The organism is Paenibacillus sp. Z3-2 (assembly GCF_054161325.1).
In genome coordinates this window covers 1,465,178-1,484,086 of record NZ_CP096397.1, presented here as the reverse complement: position 1 = coordinate 1,484,086, position 18,909 = coordinate 1,465,178, and the positions used below count along the sequence as shown (strand labels likewise).

At 47.3% G+C, this 18,909-nt stretch carries 15 protein-coding genes and 1 pseudogene; 8 read left to right on the top strand and 8 right to left on the bottom strand.

Annotated features, from left to right (window positions below; genetic code table 11):
• Positions 1-93: 93 nt before the first annotated feature.
• The 4 genes from M1D71_RS06335 to M1D71_RS06320 all read right to left on the bottom strand — a co-directional run bounded on the left by M1D71_RS06335 (position 94) and on the right by M1D71_RS06320 (position 3,832).
• Positions 94-444, bottom strand: a complete 351-nt coding sequence (locus M1D71_RS06335; RefSeq protein ID WP_024630714.1) for a type II toxin-antitoxin system PemK/MazF family toxin — start codon at positions 442-444, stop codon at positions 94-96.
• A 3-nt stretch (positions 445-447) separates the two neighbouring features.
• Positions 448-729 carry a CopG family ribbon-helix-helix protein gene (locus M1D71_RS06330; protein WP_017690037.1) on the bottom strand — a complete coding sequence of 94 codons (282 nt, stop codon included), beginning with the start codon at positions 727-729 and terminating at the stop codon, positions 448-450.
• Positions 730-990: 261 nt separating this feature from the next.
• Complete coding sequence (alr, locus tag M1D71_RS06325; RefSeq protein ID WP_458125732.1) at positions 991-2,178, bottom strand: alanine racemase; 1,188 nt, start codon at positions 2,176-2,178, stop codon at positions 991-993.
• Between the two features lie 454 nt (positions 2,179-2,632).
• Positions 2,633-3,832: a DUF4367 domain-containing protein gene (locus M1D71_RS06320; RefSeq protein WP_458125731.1), complete on the bottom strand. Its 1,200-nt coding sequence runs from the start codon at positions 3,830-3,832 to the stop codon at positions 2,633-2,635.
• Between the two features lie 248 nt (positions 3,833-4,080).
• Here M1D71_RS06320 and M1D71_RS06315 point away from each other — a divergent pair, with 248 nt between their 5' ends.
• Positions 4,081-5,574: a serine hydrolase gene (locus M1D71_RS06315; protein WP_458125730.1), complete on the top strand. Its 1,494-nt coding sequence runs from the start codon at positions 4,081-4,083 to the stop codon at positions 5,572-5,574.
• Positions 5,575-5,622: 48 nt separating this feature from the next.
• On the opposite strand, the gene M1D71_RS06310 is transcribed toward M1D71_RS06315, so the two are convergent.
• Complete coding sequence (locus M1D71_RS06310; protein ID WP_458125729.1) at positions 5,623-7,503, bottom strand: ABC transporter substrate-binding protein; 1,881 nt, start codon at positions 7,501-7,503, stop codon at positions 5,623-5,625.
• 165 nt (positions 7,504-7,668) lie between these two features.
• Here M1D71_RS06310 and M1D71_RS06305 point away from each other — a divergent pair, with 165 nt between their 5' ends.
• From M1D71_RS06305 to M1D71_RS06290, 4 genes are all read left to right on the top strand, one after another.
• Positions 7,669-8,931, top strand: a complete 1,263-nt coding sequence (locus tag M1D71_RS06305; protein WP_458125728.1) for an MDR family MFS transporter — start codon at positions 7,669-7,671, stop codon at positions 8,929-8,931.
• Between the two features lie 162 nt (positions 8,932-9,093).
• The gene (locus M1D71_RS06300) at positions 9,094-9,303 is read left to right on the top strand and encodes a helix-turn-helix transcriptional regulator (RefSeq protein ID WP_017690042.1); all 210 of its coding nucleotides are present in this window, start codon (positions 9,094-9,096) and stop codon (positions 9,301-9,303) included.
• 1 nt (position 9,304) lies between these two features.
• Positions 9,305-10,075 (top strand): DUF3169 family protein, encoded by a 771-nt coding sequence (locus tag M1D71_RS06295; protein ID WP_458125727.1) that lies wholly within the window; start codon positions 9,305-9,307, stop codon positions 10,073-10,075.
• A 50-nt stretch (positions 10,076-10,125) separates the two neighbouring features.
• Complete coding sequence (locus M1D71_RS06290; RefSeq protein WP_458125726.1) at positions 10,126-12,333, top strand: serine hydrolase; 2,208 nt, start codon at positions 10,126-10,128, stop codon at positions 12,331-12,333.
• Positions 12,334-12,484: 151 nt separating this feature from the next.
• Here M1D71_RS06290 and M1D71_RS06285 read toward each other — a convergent pair whose 3' ends face one another.
• Together M1D71_RS06285 and M1D71_RS06280 are read right to left on the bottom strand one after the other, a co-directional pair.
• The gene (locus tag M1D71_RS06285; RefSeq protein WP_458125725.1) at positions 12,485-13,534 is read right to left on the bottom strand and encodes a hypothetical protein; all 1,050 of its coding nucleotides are present in this window, start codon (positions 13,532-13,534) and stop codon (positions 12,485-12,487) included.
• The gene (locus M1D71_RS06280; RefSeq protein ID WP_458125724.1) at positions 13,534-15,369 is read right to left on the bottom strand and encodes an HSP90 family protein; all 1,836 of its coding nucleotides are present in this window, start codon (positions 15,367-15,369) and stop codon (positions 13,534-13,536) included. Before M1D71_RS06280 ends, M1D71_RS06285 begins: the two co-directional genes overlap by 1 nt.
• 403 nt (positions 15,370-15,772) lie before the next feature.
• Here M1D71_RS06280 and M1D71_RS06275 point away from each other — a divergent pair, with 403 nt between their 5' ends.
• The 3 genes from M1D71_RS06275 to M1D71_RS06265 all read left to right on the top strand — a co-directional run bounded on the left by M1D71_RS06275 (position 15,773) and on the right by M1D71_RS06265 (position 17,888).
• The gene (locus M1D71_RS06275) at positions 15,773-16,678 is read left to right on the top strand and encodes an ABC transporter ATP-binding protein (protein ID WP_458125723.1); all 906 of its coding nucleotides are present in this window, start codon (positions 15,773-15,775) and stop codon (positions 16,676-16,678) included.
• The gene (locus M1D71_RS06270; RefSeq protein ID WP_458125722.1) at positions 16,671-17,504 is read left to right on the top strand and encodes an ABC transporter permease subunit; all 834 of its coding nucleotides are present in this window, start codon (positions 16,671-16,673) and stop codon (positions 17,502-17,504) included. The genes M1D71_RS06275 and M1D71_RS06270 overlap by 8 nt, the downstream gene beginning before the upstream one ends.
• Before the next feature lie 90 nt (positions 17,505-17,594).
• A complete protein-coding gene (locus tag M1D71_RS06265) occupies positions 17,595-17,888 on the top strand; it encodes a MurR/RpiR family transcriptional regulator (protein WP_458125721.1) in 294 nt (97 codons plus the stop codon).
• Between the two features lie 3 nt (positions 17,889-17,891).
• Here the strand turns inward: M1D71_RS06265 and M1D71_RS06260 are convergent.
• Positions 17,892-18,877, bottom strand: a pseudogene (locus tag M1D71_RS06260) (Gfo/Idh/MocA family protein).
• Positions 18,878-18,909 lie beyond the last annotated feature (32 nt).

Genomic DNA, 18,909 nt, shown 5'->3' with positions numbered 1-18,909 from the left:
CTTTTGATTACAGTCTGAAATTAGTGTGTTCCCTTACAGGAACATCCATTGCCTACGGATGGCAGAGTAGTGTACAAGACGCTACCTGATGCCTTAAAAATCGATTAAACCAAGGCTGATCTGTAACGCTTCGTTGACCAATTTCATGGTCTCCTCGTCCAGATGGGTAATCTTGTCAGTCAGCCTCTGCTTATCAATCGTCCGTATTTGTTCGAGCAAAATAACCGAGTCCCGGTCAAAGCCGTGTGCCGCCGCATCAATTTCCACATGCGTTGGCAGCTTTGCCTTCTGGATCTGGGCGGTGATAGCCGCCACAATACAAGTTGGACTGAACCGGTTGCCGATATCATTCTGGATAACCAGAACCGGCCTGACTCCACCTTGCTCGGAACCGACAACGGGAGAAAGATCCGCAAAAAAAACGTCACCACGTTTTACGATCAATGTCTACACCCCGCTAACTAAGCGGTCCAGAGTGCTGTCCGCATCTTCCTCCGCATGAAAGGCTTCGGATGCCATGGTCAGATTAATTTTAGCCATCTCCATGTATCCGCGCTGCATCGTTTCACGGATGTAACGTTTCTTACGCTCCGTCAAATACAGCTTCATAGCCTGCCTAATCAATTCGCTGCGGTTGGAATTCTCCAGCGCTACGATGCCATCCACTTCCTGCAAAAGATAATCAGGTAAACTGATCATGATCCGCTTGGTGTTCTGCAAGTTGGCCACCTTTCTTCCACCCCCACAAACCTTTCGCCATTGTGAACCAGTATTACATTTTTCCAGAACTTTTATACAAAGGAATATATATGCCCCGAGTATATCAAGTATGCTGTACTCCATTATAAACACGGGGAACAATATTCGTACAGACCAAACATCTCATTTCAGGATTTTAAATCCTTACCGTCATACATAATTCGAGATGCTCCGACAGTTTTCCTTCTGTTCTGAAAAAAAGTTTATTGGAAATGGCGTCCAGTTCACCTGTTAGGATGTCAAAAGTGGATTGATTCTGGCGACTTCTGCTCCCCCACGGAAATATACCCGTGGAATGCGATGCGCCATCATGCAGATCACTTCATAAGCAAGCGTACCCAGCTGGGATGCCACCTCGTCTGCGGTTATAACGCCACCAGACTGATGACCGATGAGGACAACCTCTTCGCCGACTTGAATTTCTTCCGCTTCTTCTGCGAAAGATTGTAACGACACCATACACTGATCCATGCAGATCGCACCGACGACAGGAACGCGGCGACCACGCACAAGCACTTGCGCTTTACCTGTTAACATTCTTGAGAATCCGTCTGCATAACCGATCGGCAGGGTCGCTATTCGTTCGTGCTCTTGCGTAACATAACGGGTTCCGTAACTGATCCCCCAATGGGGTGGCAGTGTTTTGACCAGAACCGCCTTCGTCTTCAACGTCAATACCGGGGACAGCTTCACCACCTGATGATTCACCTGAGCCGAAGGATACAATCCGTACAGGCTAATTCCCACACGTACCATGTCATAGGACAATTCCGGTGTATCAATGGCAGCGGCGCTGTTCGCCGTATGTATAATCGGGATGACACATCCCTGATCCCTGAGCGCATGAACTACGCCTTGAAACCGTCGATACTGCTCCAGTGTATAGGTTTTGTCTTCTTCATCCGCTTTGGCAAAATGGGTAAACATGCCTTCCAGCATCACCTGCTCGAGCGAGGCCACTTCCTGTATAAAAGCCAGTGCCTCATCGCCAGGCAATAGACCTAATCGGCCCATGCCGCTGTCGATTTTGATATGAACCTTCAGTTTGTTAGCGAATGTGCCCGCATCCAGCTGTCGAATGGCATCAAGCACTTCCCTGCTGAACAGCGTGATGGTCACATCATGTTTCCATGCAACAGGGATCCCTTCAGGCGGCGTATATCCCAATACCATGATTGGAATCGTAATCCCATGTTGTCGCAATTCCAGAGCTTCGTCAAGAAAAGCCACACTTAAGTAATCCACACCCACTCGTTCCAGTTCTCTGGCCGTCTCCACCGCTCCGTGTCCATAGGCATTGGCCTTCACACAGGCGAGGAATTTCATGCCCTGAGGCAAAGCCTCGCGGAAAGCTTCTACGTTAGTGCACAAATGATCCAAATTGATCTCCGTTTGGGTCGGCCGATATTGTCCTTGCACGTTAAGTCACCTTCTCCAATCATCATAATCCGGCTCACGTCAGACTCCATCGTAATGCTCCAGCATGTGACTGTCAAATGGACCGAAGTTTCGCATTCCAAAACATATGCAAGGTGCGCCGTTTGAGGAACAAATGCGAATACCGATGATGACCGATAAGCAAGATTTTCAGGGCGAAATTTCACTTTCCACCCCAGCAAATATCTGCTTATATCGATTATTTACCCGGTTCCCTCTACATAGAAGCGCGTTTTGCATTATTGGTTGATCTTGGGATACGATACATGCATCTTCAGTCTATTTATAACACGTTGGACAGACGTTCCGGTCTTGTTCTGGATAAGAAAAACACGCTACATGTGATGTACATCCTTCACAACAAGCAAAGCACCGGAGTAAAGGTCTCCGATGCTTCTTAGCATTCCTTATGTTAATGCCACTATTCGTTCAAAAATTATTTACCTGACTCTTCCTGCATGGATGTTGCAATGCGTACCATTTCGTTCTCAGGCAGATCTGCACTGGTGATCCGATATTCTATACCATCTGCCATCCATGTCAGAGTCTGTAATGCATCTCCACTGATCATCCCCAGTGTGAATCCAAGATCCAGTACACGGGATGGGGCAAGCGATACAGCTCGATCCTGCGGTCGGGCTTCAAATATCGTGTAATTGTATGTTCCTTCATAACGAAGCATGACTGAATAGTCTCCTGCTTCCTCCAAAATCTGATCATCCTTAAGTTGGACTCCTTCCGGCGCATACGTCGGCTGAATTACACCGAAACTGTCTGCACCTTCCGGCTCTGCAAGCGTTGGTTCCTCGCCTTCCTGACCTGTTGTAGCACCCTCTGTACCTTGCTGCTCTGTGTCACCACTCACCCCCGTCTGTCCATCACTGACAGTTCCGTCAGGTTCGGGCGCCGTCTGAGGATTGGCTGGTTCTTTACTGCCGTCCTCACCTGTTTGCTCCGCAGGAGCGACACCAGAATCCGTTCCTGTTTGGCCGCCCTTTTCTGTAGCAGCGGTCATGTTACGTTGCATATCAAAGGCATCTTTTTCAAATTCAGTACCGAATTTGAAGGAGTCAAACTTCACATCCACAACTACATTGGCATTGGAGTCGGATACCTCCACCTGTTTGGGTGCGTAATCGGATTTGTTCAGCCAGATTTTTTGTCTGACAAGTGCATGTGTATTATAATTGGCAGCTACATCAAAAACATAGCTCTCCTTCTCATCCGCAAACTGACGGGTTGTATCCCCGGTAATGCTCCGAATCAAAGTTTCATAGAGGTATACCTGTCCTTGGTTATCTGGCCAATTGCTCTGAAAACGGAAGCTTTTGTTCTGGCTCGGCGTCAGAACAAACACACCCTCATCATTACGCAGTACAATCTGCGTTACATCTTTTTTTGCATTGGTTAACGCAATACGATAATAGGAAGGCTTCTGATGCCATACCTCGACCTTGTACTGCTGCGGCGAATCTCCGGTATGCAGCGTCATCACGCCTGCCCCCTGGTAACTTTCCATCTCTCCTACGACTTCGTTCAGATCTTTGACCACAGCTGCCGCATCCTTCTTCCCGCAGGCGGCAAGCAAGACCGATAAGACCAATACCATGGCAAGCATCCATGATATTCGGCGCATGACATCATCCCCTTTAGCACATGTTTTCACTTCAGGATTTTGCTTGCAGCAGAACCCCTACTTGATTAGTACATGTCTATGAGGGACTTGTTCGATATATGCGGACTAGTTTGACAAGCTTTCCGTGAAGTCAGTTAATACGGTATTGCTAAGCAAAATCAGTCTCGGGGAGGATGTTAAATTTATCCAGAAGAGGCATAGTGGATTGTAGGAAACTATCCACTTTATTGAATATCGGAGGGGAAGGTATGACGACAACTCAGCTTCGCGCTTCACTGAAAGGACTGGATGAATTCATCGATGATCAACTTCAACTATGGAAAGGTGTCGGCACAGCGGTGGCTGTGATCCATAAGGATGAAGTCATCTGGCAAAAAGGCTACGGTTACCGTGACCTGGAGTCTAAACTTGAAGTTACCCCAAATACGCTGTTTGCCATCGGTTCAAGTACTAAAGCCTTTACCGCAGCAACTGGGGCTCTGCTTGTGGATCAGGGGATACTGGACTGGGATGCACCTGTGAAGACGTATATGAAAGAATTCAAGATGTTCGATCCGGTCGCAACAGAACGTCTAACTATTCGCGACATGCTGTGTCATCGTTCCGGTCTCCCAAGGCATGAGTTGGTTTGGTACAACTCCCCACGTACAAGAGAAGAACTTGTTCGTACTTTACAGTATCTGGAGCCGAATCAGGATTTCCGAAACAAATGGCAATATCAGAATTTGATGTACATGACGGCAGGTTATCTGGTTGGACTACTTAATGAAACTTCATGGGAGCAAGTTGTTCAAAAGTCCCTATTTAATCCGCTGGGTATGAACTCAAGCCTATTCTCTGTCGAAGAGATGCAGCTTCAGACTGACTACGCCTGTCCTTATATAGAGAAAGATGGTCAGAATATCAGAACTCCTTTTCGAGCCATCGATACCGTAGGACCCGCTGGTTCCATTAACAGTAATCTAGTCGATATGATTGCATGGCTTAAGTTCCAGTTGCATCAGGGACAATGGGAAGGAACATCGCTGGTATCTAAGGAACAAATGAAGGTTATGCACAGTCCTCAGATGGCTTGTGATTCACCATTCAACAGCAAAGAGCTGCCTCTCAGTACATATGGTCTGGGCTGGATGATTGAGCCGTATCGTGGACATGCCATGATTCATCATGGTGGGGCTATTGATGGTTTCGCATCTCAGGTTGCCTTTTTGCCAGAGGAGCAGATCGGAATCGTAGTACTGAGCAATACCAACGGAAGTGTTATTCCGTATACGGTTGCTTTTCATATCATGGACCGACTGCTTGGACTGGAACCCGTCAATTGGAGTTCCAGAATAAGCAAATTAATGGGGAAAGAGCCGGCAGAACCAGAGACTAATCCGGAGAACTCGTCGGAAGTATCTACTCATTCAGAAACTGACGTTGAGGAAAAAACAGAAGAATCTCAAGTCACACCTTGTGATCGTCTTTCCACCGCCTATGTGGGGATATACACGCATCCTGGTTATGGCGAAATGTACATTCGGGAAACACCGGACGGGTTGCAGGCAACCCTCAACGCCATTGAAATGCCTATGGAATACACGGGAAAAGATACTTTTTCGGTCGAATATGTGTTGTTCGGCCTGAAGATCACGTATACGTTCACCCTGAATGAATCATCAGAAGTTGCTCAATCCATCTCCATTCCTCTGCTGCTCGAGCCGGGTACGAAGCCTATTGAATTCACCAGAGTTTCGTAGATGATCTTACCTAGTGTGATGCATTTCCGTTGTGGTAGCCGTTCCTACCTACCACAACGGAATATACACCGGATAACTCGCATCCTCTTCCTCGGCGCCTGGTTTTCTCTTCACCCACAATTGACGCAGATCAGGCAGGCTATGTCCCGCGACACAATAATTACGAAGAGAAGCATGATGAGCGTGTTCTTCCCTGAAGCTGTATGTGGGCAGAAGCAGTGCCTCGTGAATAAGTCGATCTTCCAGTTGAATCAAGCTATCTAACCGTTCAGCAGGTTCACGGATCATGACAATTCGTCCGCATTCCTGTTCCAGTTCATGTCTCCAGTAATCATTCATCGCAATCAGGAACAGCGTATTCTGGAAGGTATACATGGTCACAAGACTCAGCATGACATGTTGATCGAACACTTCTCCTGTATAGATTACATCACAATCCCTGAATCCATCTTGATAGACCGCATGGACCGGGTCTCCTAGGATGATCGTTATATGTAAGCCGATTTGTGTACACCTCTTTGCAAACCAGACCATATCTGTCTCCATCTTATCTCCTTCTTCCACCCACAGAGATAAGGTCTGTCCTTGATAAGAGCTACGTCGTAATAATGCTGCGGCCCGTGCCAGTGAGGACTCCACGGAAGGTGCTGGTTCATCAGAACCACCCAATTGTTCCGATTGCGGTTTCCACAGCTCCCCTTGGTCCAAATTCTCCGTTAAATGCTGCTTCTGTACTCGTCCTCGAATCAGACTATAGGCAGTCTGCGTATTCGTACTCCCGAGCGCCTCCGACAACTCATCTGCATTCAATAACTGTTGAACAGCCCGGCGAAAATTCACATCATGCTGTGGCCCTTCCTTTTGCATATTAAACGTCATATATACGCCGCCCTGCATCTCATGCTCCACGGCACGAGGCTCAGCATCCGGAAATAAATCATGCTTGATGACGGACTCCACCCTCCCAGCGTGGGGAAGTTGCCATACTTCAACGCGGTCAATATAGGCCCGGCCTCGGAAGTAAGATGGGAATACTTCCAACACAAGCAGCTTGGAATCATGACGCGTCAACCGATAAGGTCCTGTTCCAATCGGATGGAGCGGATTCACCTCCACATCTCTCGGCAAGATCGATGCAGACATACTGCTCATCAGATCCGGGAACATGAAATTTGGCTTGTTTAACACAAAACGTACAGTCAATTCGTCAAACGTCTCTATGCTCTCAATGGATCCATACAGAGGCCTGCATGGGTTACTATTATCAGAGATAATGCGATCAAAGGTAAACTTCACGTCCTCTGAATCCAATACCCTGCCATGATGAAATGGTATACCTTTGTGCAGATAAAAGGTCCATTCCCTCCCCTCCGAATGACTCTCCCATGCCACGGCAAGACTCGGTTCACAGACCTGGTGTTCAGCATTATAGCGAACCAAACGATCGAAAACCTCCGCAATAATAAATACTTCTCCCCACATGGCCGTCTGCGTGGGATCCAATGTCTTAAAAGGAGTATTCTGTGGAATCCGCAAGGTGTCTACTCTGCCTCTAACTCCTTCATTCGAACGTAGCCCGAATTGGTTCTGTAACTCCCGCATCAATTGTTCTCGCATCGTGAATGGCAGGGTTGAAGCCAGTTCATAGGCGTCTTCCATTCTGTTCCCGTACAGGAGATGTTCAAACCGCTCACGTGCCACTTCAAGCAGCGGCATACAGAAGACAAGCAACGATGTTTTACCTCTGCCGCGCTGCGGGTTCCATCTTACCCATCCGTTATCCATAAATTTGTTCATAATCAGGTTCATGTTGCGCATGGTACAACACAAATGATGGGCAAGTTCACCCACTGTGGTATGTATTTCTTGTTCCTCATGTACATGCAGAAAGTTCAACCGCAATTGAATGTAATGTTCTGATACGTCCATATATGCCCTTCCTTCTTCTATCTTCTAACTTCTATCTTCTATCTTTCTGCCTCTATCTGCTAAAATACGAAATCCATTCGATTGCTTCTACAGTTTTTCTTCAGGTTTTTCTCCATTATACTCAGTAACAGCAACATGACCAGTGGGAAGGAAGAAGAACGACTTATGAAATACGCCGATTTACACCCGAACATCAGGATACGTATCATTACTGATTTTTTCACCGATCTGACCCAGAAATCCATCATCCCATTCATGGCGATCTATCTGAGTATTCAGATTGGGGCAGGCTTGGCTGGATTATTGCTGACCGTCAATATTGTGGCTTCCATGATTATAGGATTGTGGGCAGGATATTGGTCTGACCGAATTGGAAGAAAGAAATTAATGGTGCTCGCACAAAGTCTGCAGGTCGTGGCTCTACTTGGCTTGGCTATCGCAAATTCGCCGTGGATGGATTCGATCATCGTCACTTGTCTCATGTTTCTCCTCAGCAGTCTCAGTTCAGGAATCACGGTTCCGATTGCCAATGCCATGATTGTCGACGTAAGCAGTGAACATGAACGTCATTATGTGTACGGATTGCAATATTGGACAACGAACGTTGCTGTAACCTTTGGCGCCCTGATGGGCGGGCTATTTTTCGAATCTTTTCGTTTTCTATTGTTCAGTCTGGTATGTATAGAAAGTATGATTACCCTGTTCATTCTGGTCTTTATGATTCGTGAAACAATGGATAAACGTCAAACAGAAAGTTCAACAGCTCTTTCGAAACAACCAATCAAGAGAAACATAATGAACACGTATAAGACCGTTCTTCAGGACAAACGTTTCATGATATTTTTCACTGCAACTGTGCTTGCCGTCTCCCTGGAATTCCAGTTGGATAAATACATTGCTGTTCGTCTAAAAAGTGAATTCACCTCACAACTGTTCGGTTTGGATCTTTCTGGTCTTCATATGTTCAGCCTGATCATGGTCATCAACACCGTCTTGGTTGCCTTGCTCGCCATTCCATTCTCCAGGTGGATGGGTCGTTTCCAATTCAGGTCCATCATGACTGTCGGTATGTGCCTGTATACCGCAGGCTTCGCCGTGCTTGCTTTCAGCAACTGGGCCTGGTTACTCATCTCATCCGCTATACTCCTGACCATTGGAGAATTAATGTACGCCCCTGTTCGTCAGGTCATGCTCGCTGGTATGATTCCCGATGCGGATCGTGCTGCCTACATGGCTGCTGACGGATTGAGCTATAACGTGGCTGCACTCCTCGGAAGTCTCGGGTTAACCATCGGCGCCTTTCTACCGTCATATGCGATGGCTGGTCTGTATGTACTCATGGGGCTCGGAGCGCTCGTCTATTTCCGAATGTCACTTCCGAAGGTAAAGGAACAGAAGGAACAGCCGCTGCGTGCAGATGCATCCTGATTTCACTTTTCCGGAACAAAATAATCATCCAAGGGAGCCCAGCAGGCTCTCTTTTTCATGTTCATTATCGTCGATTTAAAAGTAAATGATCATAAACATTTTGTATATTATAGTTTACATTTAGACAATTATCATGTACATTAGGTTCATGGAGGTGAGTAAGTGGAAGAATTACACAATCACGTTCGGGAGTTACGAGCCAGAGACCGGCTGTCCCAAGCGGAACTAGCCAAACTCATCGGCGCATCCCGCCAAACCATTGCCCTGATTGAACGTGGAGACTATTCTCCATCGGTCGTCCTGGCCTTAAAAATAGCCCATGTATTTCGTGAACCTGTCGAAAAAATATTTGAATTGAAAGGTGGAGATTAGAATGAAAAATTCATCATCCTCGTCCATCAAAAAGCGATTACGTCTTCCCTTGTATGCAGCTGGTGGCGCTGTAGTAGGTTTTCTCGGAGCTAGCGGAGTCCATAAAGTCCCTTCTGACTTGAACTGGACGCTGTCCGTGTATTATGACTATGATCTTTTATTCGCGATCCTGGCAGCTCTTGTGCTAATTATGACGGTGTGGAGCATCTTCAGTCTCTCCCGCACGCCATCTGTCCCTCCCAAGGAAGATGATGCTTATGGAGATTCTGATTCACTAATCTCTCCAGCAGAGCGCTCTCTCGGAAAAGCGATGATACTCAGCGGATTCAGTGTTATTGTTACGTTTACCTGGGCAGCACTTGCCTTGTCCTTGTATGCATCCAACAGAACCATGCCGAATTCTCCAGAACTGTTTAACCTCTTGAATCTCGTTGCTTCGTGTATCTCTATTATCATCGTCATGGTAGTGCAAACTCTGACTGTGAAGCGATACAACCGTTATTATCCTGAGCGCACAATGGATCTGAACTCGCGCAATATGAAGAAGGATCATTTTGAGAAGCTGGATGAAGGCGAGAAATGGGTTGTGTATCGCGCAGCCTATCGTTCTTTTCAGATGATGAATGTACTTCTTGGTGTCGGGATGGTCTCTATGGTTCTATATTCCATGCTCTTTTCCTTTGCTCCATTCCCGATTGTAGTGCTCTCCGTGATCTGGATTGCCAACATCGGAATCTATTATCGTGAAACCTATCGTGCGAGTAATCAGTAATACATGGGTAGGTAACTATTTTGTTAATATTTTCATAAAGGAGTGTTTGCATGCTTTTATCCAAACGAAACACCCGCTTCAGGTTCACCTCCCTAACAGGAGCTTTCATGGCCGTGGTTCTGTCTCTCAGTCTGTGGGTACCCGCAGTTCAGGCGGAGACCCCGACTTCTGTAGCTGCTGAACAGGGAAAGACGAAAGCGCTGACAACTGAATCGGCTACAGCATTTCTGGATTCATTCTTCGATTCACCTGAGGCAAAGCCCCATTATGTGGGTGCCTCCGTGGTAGTTGTGAAAGATGGCAAAGTACTGGCGGAAAAAGGATATGGCTTCTCCGATGTGGAGAGTAAAACACCTATCGATCCGAAAAAGACTGCCTTCCGTGTAGCCTCTGTCTCCAAAACGTTCACTTCAGCAGCTGTAATGCAGCTGGTCGAGCAAGGCAAGGTTGATCTGAAAGCTGATTTTCAGACCTATGTGAAAGGGCTCGAATTCGATAATCCTTTTGACAAACCTGTAACTGTGGAACATCTTCTCACCCATACGACTGGATTCGAGATCCGCGATCCGCAGCCGGAAGACATCCACGATGACTTCGATAAGTACATAGCCATGGAGGATTATGCACAGCAACACATGCCTCCTGTTGTCAGAGAACCTGGTAGCGCCTATATGTACGATAACTTCTCGTTTTTGCTGCTCGGCATGATTGTCGAGAATGTAAGCGGTGAGCCCTATGAATCCTATATGCAGCAGCATATCTTCAAACCGCTTGGCATGGATAACAGCAGCTTCATGCTCAGCAAGAAGTTCCAGGAACAGCTCGCTACAGGCTATGATGAAGCACACAATCCGCTTGATCTGTACACTATCGATCCAACACCTATGCCTCAAGGCGGCATGTTATCTACCGCAGAAGACATTGGGAAGTTCATGATCGCTTTCCTGAATGATGGCGTGAAGGACAACGAGCGGATTCTCAAGGAATCCACGGTAAAAAGCATGGAACAATACCGTTCTTCCATTCATCCATTGTTGCCGGACACCACCTATGGATTCGAAGCAGCATTTCAGATTCCGGGTGCAGGAAGCAGTCCAAAAATTATTACGAAAGCAGGCGACCTGACCGGATTCAGCTCTTATCTCTTCTTTATTCCCGAGCAAAATACAGGCGTCTTCCTGACGTATAATCAGAATGGAGCACTTCGTAATCTGTTCTACCCGGCATTCATTCAGAATTTCTTCCCGCAATATGCAGAGCCTGTGCAATTCAAGGAATACACGCCGCAATCAGCAGCTGAGCTGCAACGCTTCACCGGATTGTACGCAGATCTTCGACTGAGCACGATTGTAAGTTCCCTGAAAGGTGGGGGCGATAAGCCAGGACAACTAAGCATTAATGATGTGTTCCTGGGTCAACGCAACCTGATTCAAGTGGAAGATAATCTCTTCAAAGATGAATTGACTGGTCAATTCACAGCATTCAAAGAATATGCAGATGGTACCACATACCTGAAAGAACCTTACCTCAACCCTTTGGGTTATGAGAAAAAAGGTCAAAAGCCTATGGGCTTCCGGGATGTCCGCGAGAGCAGTCCTTATGCTGAAGCAATCTACGCAATACAATCTCTTGGATATTATGAGAATGATGCCAACAAGGCTTTCCAACCGAAAACAGCTGTCACACGAGCTGAATTTATTGAGAACACCCTTAAACAGAGTGGATTGAAGCCTAGCAAAACAACGCCTCCTGCAGGCACCGACTGGGCCGACCATGCAGCAGCCGGATATATTCAACTTGGATATGAAATGGGTATGATTACTGGCACGGACGAACAGCAGTTTAAGCCGGATCAAGTAATTATCCGACAGGAAGCCATGGTCATGATGTGGAGAATTCTGCAACTGCAATATCCTAATGAACTGTTCACGGATGTCCAACTTGCAGGACACACGGACCCTTGGGCTGTGCCTGCTGTTCAGATGATGGCGAAGCTTGGTATCCACGGACCTGAGGTGAAGGTTCTGGAGGATGGTTCCCTTGATTTCCTTTCTCGCAAACCTTTGATTCGTCAGGAAGAGGCTGCGATTATGTACGCGCTGCTTACACAGCCAACAGATCAAATCGTCGCTGAACTGATGGCTGCTCAGCAGCCGACAGCGGAACCAACGGATGAAACAGCGCCTGAGGGTGATGAGGCAGAAACTGCTCCGGTTCCAGCGCCAACACTGGTCCCTTCTCCAGCATCGGCACAATAGAAATAAAACATCCTAATAGCGATTAGATTTATCATGCTCATGATGTAAGACAAACAGGCTTGTTCAGAAGGATACAATCCTTCCCGAACAAGCCTGTTTCTTTACTTTTCATAACTTATTATATCTATCTGTTACAGAGTGAGATCCGTTTCTACGCCAGTAAGGAAGAGACATGACGATTGCCATTACGCTGGTCGTACTTGTCTGCCGCTGCTTGAGCATACCCTGCAAAATAATTCGCCAGTTTATGCAAATCTCCCGGATCTCCCTCATAAGGGAAGGACGCAGGTAGACGAAGTCGATATTCTGGGGATTCGTCCGCCCAGCGACGTAACAAGGGTGCAGTTCTGGCATAGAACATCATTTTGGCAAATGGATCTTCATTATCCATCGCGTACACCAGACTTTCTTCCAGCACGTCGATCCCCTTCGCCGGATTGGTGCGTACAAGGTAATCCATTTGCTCGGCAAAGCTCCTCACAAAATCATTTTGTCCCTTGATCATCCGGTACCCTTTTTGTTGATGTTTGTCTGCTTCCGCAGTCCGCCCCAATCTGTAAAGCGGCATCAAGATCTCCGACAACGTAAGATGTGGAATCTCCGCACAGCTCATCCGCCCTTTCAGGATCGGATTTGCCACTTCAAGCACCTTCTCGTCATCACCCGTAAGGATGAAATAACGCATAATCTCATCCTGTTCACAGGCTTCGCAATCACTCATAAAGTCTCGATCCATGGTTCTAAACTTGGCATAACTGCTTCCTGCTTCCTCCAGATCCCCAAGATCCATGGAGATACGGAATCGATAATACCAATACGACCGTTCGCTGTATCCAAATGACTTGAAACGCTGTCCGAAGTCCTCAAGCAACTCCATTATTTTATCGTGAGACACTTCCGGGAAACTGGATAGTTTGCCTAGAATCCATTTGTAAGACCACATTAACGTTTCTTCATCATATTCTTCTGGCTGTTGGTCGAACTTGCCCAGCTGCCAGGAAAAAGCAATCAGTGCTTTCATCGGATAACCACAGAATGTCGCTGTCTCCACAATCTCCGATCTTGCTTCGTATGCCTCTTCCTCCATACCGTTCACATCGGCCACTCTAGCTGCTTCTTCCAGCATCCCCAGCTTCGCTGGGCCATTAGGCAAGCCATAGGCCTCGTCCATCAATTCTTTAAAGTCCATCTCTGTCTTCATCAGGCATCTCCCTTACGATCTGTATTTGCACGTAAACCCCAGTCTATAAAACGAACAATTCCCTGATTTAACACTTCAAGCTCTTGCTTGCTCATGGCATAATGCCCCATCATCAGTGCATTGACATACAGCATCTCAATGGCAATCGGCGTCATCTGGGCATCCGGTGATGTTAACACACGCTGAATAACCGGATTGTTCACATTCAAGTACAAGGTTGAATATCCTGCCGAACTAATGCCAGAGGACAAGGAGCCAAGCACAGATGAAAATAATTCAGTGCTCTCTTCGCTTGCTTTTTCCAGCGCACGCAGGGTAGAGGATTCCTGAGACAACGTGAACAACACCGGCAGATCCGATGGCTTGAAACCTTTGACCTCAGCCCGACATCTGAAGCGCTGCAAAGCGGAATCAGCCAGTCGCAACGCATCGTAAAACTGATTGCGTTCAGCGGGTGGCACATCGGTGAAGCTCATCGAGACCTGATCCGGCTGGAGCCGCTCCGTGTGGACATTGTGCACACAGAGCGGCAGTGTCGCCATCAACTCGCTGTCATAGATGTAGCCACCGTTAATAACCAGCATCGATTGTGCGGAAGCCACATGATGGATCTGACGGTACTCGTCTACAGAGGACGTGAAATACAGCGTCTCCCCTTCATCCATTAGCTCACCGAGTTCCCGGTGGCCCCTCGTGCTCTCAAATGGCAGCCAGCGATGAATCATCGCGTAGAATGCCTGATCCTGTACAGCCAGCGCCTTCATGGACAGGGCATGCAGGCGGATCAGCTTCTGTAGCCGTTCCGTCTGGCTCTCAGCCATGTCGGCCAGTCCCTTGCGAAGTGCGTCGCCGAGTTCGGAGCGAACTTCCTCCAGCTTTTCATTTTCATAGAAATGTTCCCGCGAAGCCGTCGGTTGAAGCTCATCTGTCCAGATCAGACATTTCACGAAGAAAGCCCACTCTGGCAAAATGTTCTCTGCTTTCTCCGAAATCAGCATTCGCTTCAGATACACCCGATGAGAACGCTTGGCATTCAGGTTAACTGCGTGTGGCAGCACAAAAGCAATGCCTCCCGTACGGCCTGAAGCCGTCGTTAAAGGAATAAAGTCCTGAAACTTCTCGCCAAGCAGACGCTCACCAAAAGCCAATACCTCTACTCTGCGTGAACGTGCGAGTGCAGGGTCCATCAGCCAGATCGGAGTCTCGCTATTCACCACATGTTGCATACCATCATGATGCAGCGTGACCGGATATGGCAATAACGCTCCATAATAGAACAGAGCTTCTTTCACATAATCTGCTTCAAAGTAGTGAGCTGCGTCTGGTGTGCACCGTAGATATACTTTGGTCCCTGGGGACAGTTGTGTGTCCAGCTGACGGATTGTATATGTGCCATCGGGCTTCCCCCGCCATTCCATCGAAGGGCCACCCTTGGCGGATTGCGTCAGCATAACGATTTCGTGACTCACCATGAAACAGGATAACAACCCGATCCCGAAACGTCCGATAAACGAAGACTCTCCATCCAGCAGCGCTTGCTGTCCGCGCTTCGAGGATTGTCCAATCATGGCCAGGAATTCATGGATATCAGCTTCAGTCAAGCCGATGCCGTTGTCCTCCACCATCATGGTCAGCTGCTCACCTGTTCCTGTCAGTTCTACACGCACTGTACCCTGATATCCGGGCTCTGCCTCTGTTCGTGCAGTAATCGCATCCGTCGCATTCTGCATCAGTTCACGCAAGAACACTTTCGGACTGCTGTATAAATGGTTGGACAAAATCTGGATCATACCGCTCAGATTCACTTGAAAACGATACTCATTGGATGCTGTCATGACTCACTCACCTTCCTCTACGTCCAAACACAATATGTATCCATACGATGTATACATATGAATGTGTTAGACGAATTCATTATGTAATTGTTAAAACAGACGCTCCCATGACAGGCAAGCCAAGGCATGACGTCAAGCCGGCCCTGGGTAACCAAGACCGGCGTTAGATGCATATTCCAGGCATGCCTGAGATGTCTGCCTTTATATCCTTACAATAAGGATACATGGTACAAGCCATAGTGAAAACAAACCTGAGACCCGATTTGAAGGGGAATTGAGGGTATGTGTGCATCCTCCATCCGGGACTATTGACGGAGAGATTTATCTTTTTTTGTCATCCATTTGAACGATATGCTCCTACCGGACGTATAATCTCCAAACTCAGATCGGACGGTGAATGTACATGATCGAAGTACGAAATATATCCAAGCAATTCAAGGTGCATCAAGCACTGAATGATGTCAGCTTCACAGTTAAGCAAGGCAGCGTCACTGGGTTGATTGGCCCCAACGGTTCGGGCAAAACCACACTGATCCGTATCATGAACGGTGTCTTGGGTGCCTCAGGTGGACAGGTAACCATTAACGGATTGGACTCGGCTCGTGAGGCGGAGAAAGTACTGGCCATGTGTGGCACCCTTACCGAACAAAGTGGATTATATGAAAATATGGGCGGGCGTGACAATCTGACATTCTTCGCTGATGCATTCGGTCTGAAGCAAGCCAGAGAACGAATTGATGAGCTTGTGAACCTGTTCGAGTTGCAGGAATATCAGCATCGCAAAGTCGGCACCTATAGCACAGGCATGAAGAAACGCTTGGGCCTTGCACGAGTGCTCTTGCACCGTCCTTCCATCCTGTTTCTGGATGAGCCAACCAATGGCCTGGATCCGGATGGAATTCAGATGGTGCTTCGCATCATCCGGCAGTTAAATAAGGAAGAAAAGATGACGATTCTGGTCTCGTCTCACGTGCTGTCTCAACTGTCAGCTGTCTGTGATCGTTATATTTTCATGGAAAAGGGCCGCATTGTTGAGGAGGGTACGGAACAGGAGATTGTTAGCCGGTACCTGTCCACACCAAAGCTCGAAGTAGAAGCCAACATGCCTAATGGATGGCACAATTCAACCGATTATACGCCTGAGACAACATCCGCATATCAAGCGACGTATCAGCTTCCATCCCGTGAGGATATTCCACTGTTGTTACGGCAATTAACGGAGCACGGCCAAGTCTATCAGGCCCGCATCACGGGCAGTGATCTGGAAAGTATCTATTTTGCCATAAGGGAGGCACACCATCATGAATAACCGCCAAGCCATACGTGCACTGGTACGCAAAGATATTCGGTCCGTCACAGCCAGTGTTCAGCTCTGGTTGCCCATGTTAATCGTTCCACTGATCATCGGAATTATCATGCCCTCTGCGCTCCTGTGGGCGGCCTCCAGAATGGAACTTCGTTCTCTGGGCAACATCAGCTTTCTGCTCGAATCATTGGATACGTTAACCCATAGTGGACAGATTCCTCAGCTTGCTTCCATGCCTACAGATAATCATCGTATTGTATATTATTTGGCCATGTATATGTTCGCTCCCTTGTTTCTCATCATTCCGGTGATGGCGTCCAGTATTCTGACGGCCAATAGTTTCGCTGGAGAAAAGGAACGTAAAACGCTGGAAGGATTGTTATTTGCACCGATCAGTATGGACACTCTTTTTAAAGGCAAAGTACTGGCTGCCCTGATCCCATCCATTCTATTATCCTGGGTTACTTTCCTGATCTACGGATTGATAGCCAATATTCTGATGTACCCCATGTTTGGAACGTTGATGTTTCCCAATCTGAACTGGATGATTCTGGTCCTGTGGGTTGTTCCTGCTTGCAGTCTTATGGTGATTTTGTTAAACGTGCTGATCTCGGCTAAGGTTCGTGGGTTCCAGGAAGCCTATCAGCTCGGAGGAGTGATCGTCCTTCCCCTAATCGCCTTAGTCGCTGGTCAGGCCAGTGGCATGCTGTTGATCGGTCCCTGGGTATTATTCATCATTGGAGCTGTGCTCCTGCTTATTAGTCTGGTTCTGCTTCGTTTGGTCACGCTGTGGAATAGTCGTCAGCAACTGGCGGAAAGTCAGATCTGACTGATGTGCAGATTGAGAAATAAATAAACGCAGGGTATGATGTGGAGACATATACTTTCGGATGGTAATAGAGAGGAATGGAATAACCGCATGGAATCCAAACTACTTCAAAAATTAAAATATGCTTCACAATTAACAGCACAGGAGAAGCATATTGTGGACTATATCCTGAACAATCCCGAAGTTGTATTCGATTCTACGGCCCATGAACTGGCTCAGCAGACCTATACAAGCTCATCCACCATTGTTCGCTTATGCAAAAAGCTGGGTACCAAGGGGTACCCAGACTTTCAGTTAAAGCTTGCTGTCCAAAATGTCTTCGATGGTTTCTGTACTTTATATTTTCGACATGTTTACATGGGAAGCATTAGCGATACGTATTAACGATTACCGTTGATCTGCTGCGAATTGAATTCCAGCATCCTTACGCGCACTCATGAGCACACTCATCACAGACTGGCTGTGTTCCAGCAGTTCGTAAGACCGTTTGTGATCCCCACTTGCATGGATGTCCCTGAACGCTTCCCACTCATAGTACAGCCAATTGGATTTGGTCTGGCATTATACGCTTCAGCAGGCTCATTTCCGATCTGAAGCATGATCTCCCGGCAACCGTTTGCTCCTCCCACAACCTGAAGATACCCCTTCTCTCCCTGAATGAGGACAAAGTTCATACTGCTTGTGTCTTTGGCACCTACACATTCTGCAATAAACTCCGGATATTTAAGAATCACCACACCTGATGTATCAATGCCGTTCGCATGCTGGTTCGCGGTATACGTTACGGAATTCGGACTGCCGAACAGATTCATGACCAGATGTAGATTATAAATATTGATATCCATCAGTGCTCCACCCGAAAATTGTGGATTGAATACGTTCGGCGTTTCCCCTGCCAGCAGATCATTGTATTTGCGCGAGTATTGACTGTAGTTACACTGAATGAGTTTGATTGGACCGAGCTTGGGCAGTTGCTCCTGTATGATTTTAATATTGGGCAGATGTATGTTGGAGATGGCTTCAAACAGCAACAGATTTTTTTCCTTCGCAAGTGCAATCAGCGTTTCTGCTTCCTCAAGCGTAGACGTGAACGGTTTTTCAACAACGACATGTTTGCCATGTTGAAGTGCCTGATAGGCCTGTTCATAATGCATGCTATTCGGTGACGCAATGTAGATGAGATCTACATTCGCATCTGCGAATAGAAATTCCAGGTCCGTATAGATTGTACCCACAGCGTATTTTCCCGCGAGCTCCTGTGCTGTCTCTCTCTTTCGGGAATACATTGCTGTACAAGTGACATCCTCCAGTTCATTTATCGCGGATAGAATGGCATCCACAATGGACCCCGTACCAATCGTTGCTATATTCATCATATTATTTCGCTCCTGTCGTTGGTTTGTCA

What these genes read in the sequence shown, in the direction of transcription:
- M1D71_RS06320 (WP_458125731.1), bottom strand. Translation starts at nt 3,832, where the DNA reads ATGCGCCGAATATCATGGATGCTTGCCATGGTATTGGTCTTATCGGTC.
- M1D71_RS06315 (WP_458125730.1), top strand. Translation starts at nt 4,081, where the DNA reads ATGACGACAACTCAGCTTCGCGCTTCACTGAAAGGACTGGATGAATTC.
- M1D71_RS06310 (WP_458125729.1), bottom strand. Translation starts at nt 7,503, where the DNA reads ATGGACGTATCAGAACATTACATTCAATTGCGGTTGAACTTTCTGCAT.
- M1D71_RS06305 (WP_458125728.1), top strand. Translation starts at nt 7,669, where the DNA reads ATGAAATACGCCGATTTACACCCGAACATCAGGATACGTATCATTACT.
- M1D71_RS06295 (WP_458125727.1), top strand. Translation starts at nt 9,305, where the DNA reads ATGAAAAATTCATCATCCTCGTCCATCAAAAAGCGATTACGTCTTCCC.
- M1D71_RS06290 (WP_458125726.1), top strand. Translation starts at nt 10,126, where the DNA reads ATGCTTTTATCCAAACGAAACACCCGCTTCAGGTTCACCTCCCTAACA.
- M1D71_RS06285 (WP_458125725.1), bottom strand. Translation starts at nt 13,534, where the DNA reads ATGAAGACAGAGATGGACTTTAAAGAATTGATGGACGAGGCCTATGGC.
- M1D71_RS06280 (WP_458125724.1), bottom strand. Translation starts at nt 15,369, where the DNA reads ATGACAGCATCCAATGAGTATCGTTTTCAAGTGAATCTGAGCGGTATG.
- M1D71_RS06275 (WP_458125723.1), top strand. Translation starts at nt 15,773, where the DNA reads ATGATCGAAGTACGAAATATATCCAAGCAATTCAAGGTGCATCAAGCA.
- M1D71_RS06270 (WP_458125722.1), top strand. Translation starts at nt 16,671, where the DNA reads ATGAATAACCGCCAAGCCATACGTGCACTGGTACGCAAAGATATTCGG.
- M1D71_RS06265 (WP_458125721.1), top strand. Translation starts at nt 17,595, where the DNA reads ATGGAATCCAAACTACTTCAAAAATTAAAATATGCTTCACAATTAACA.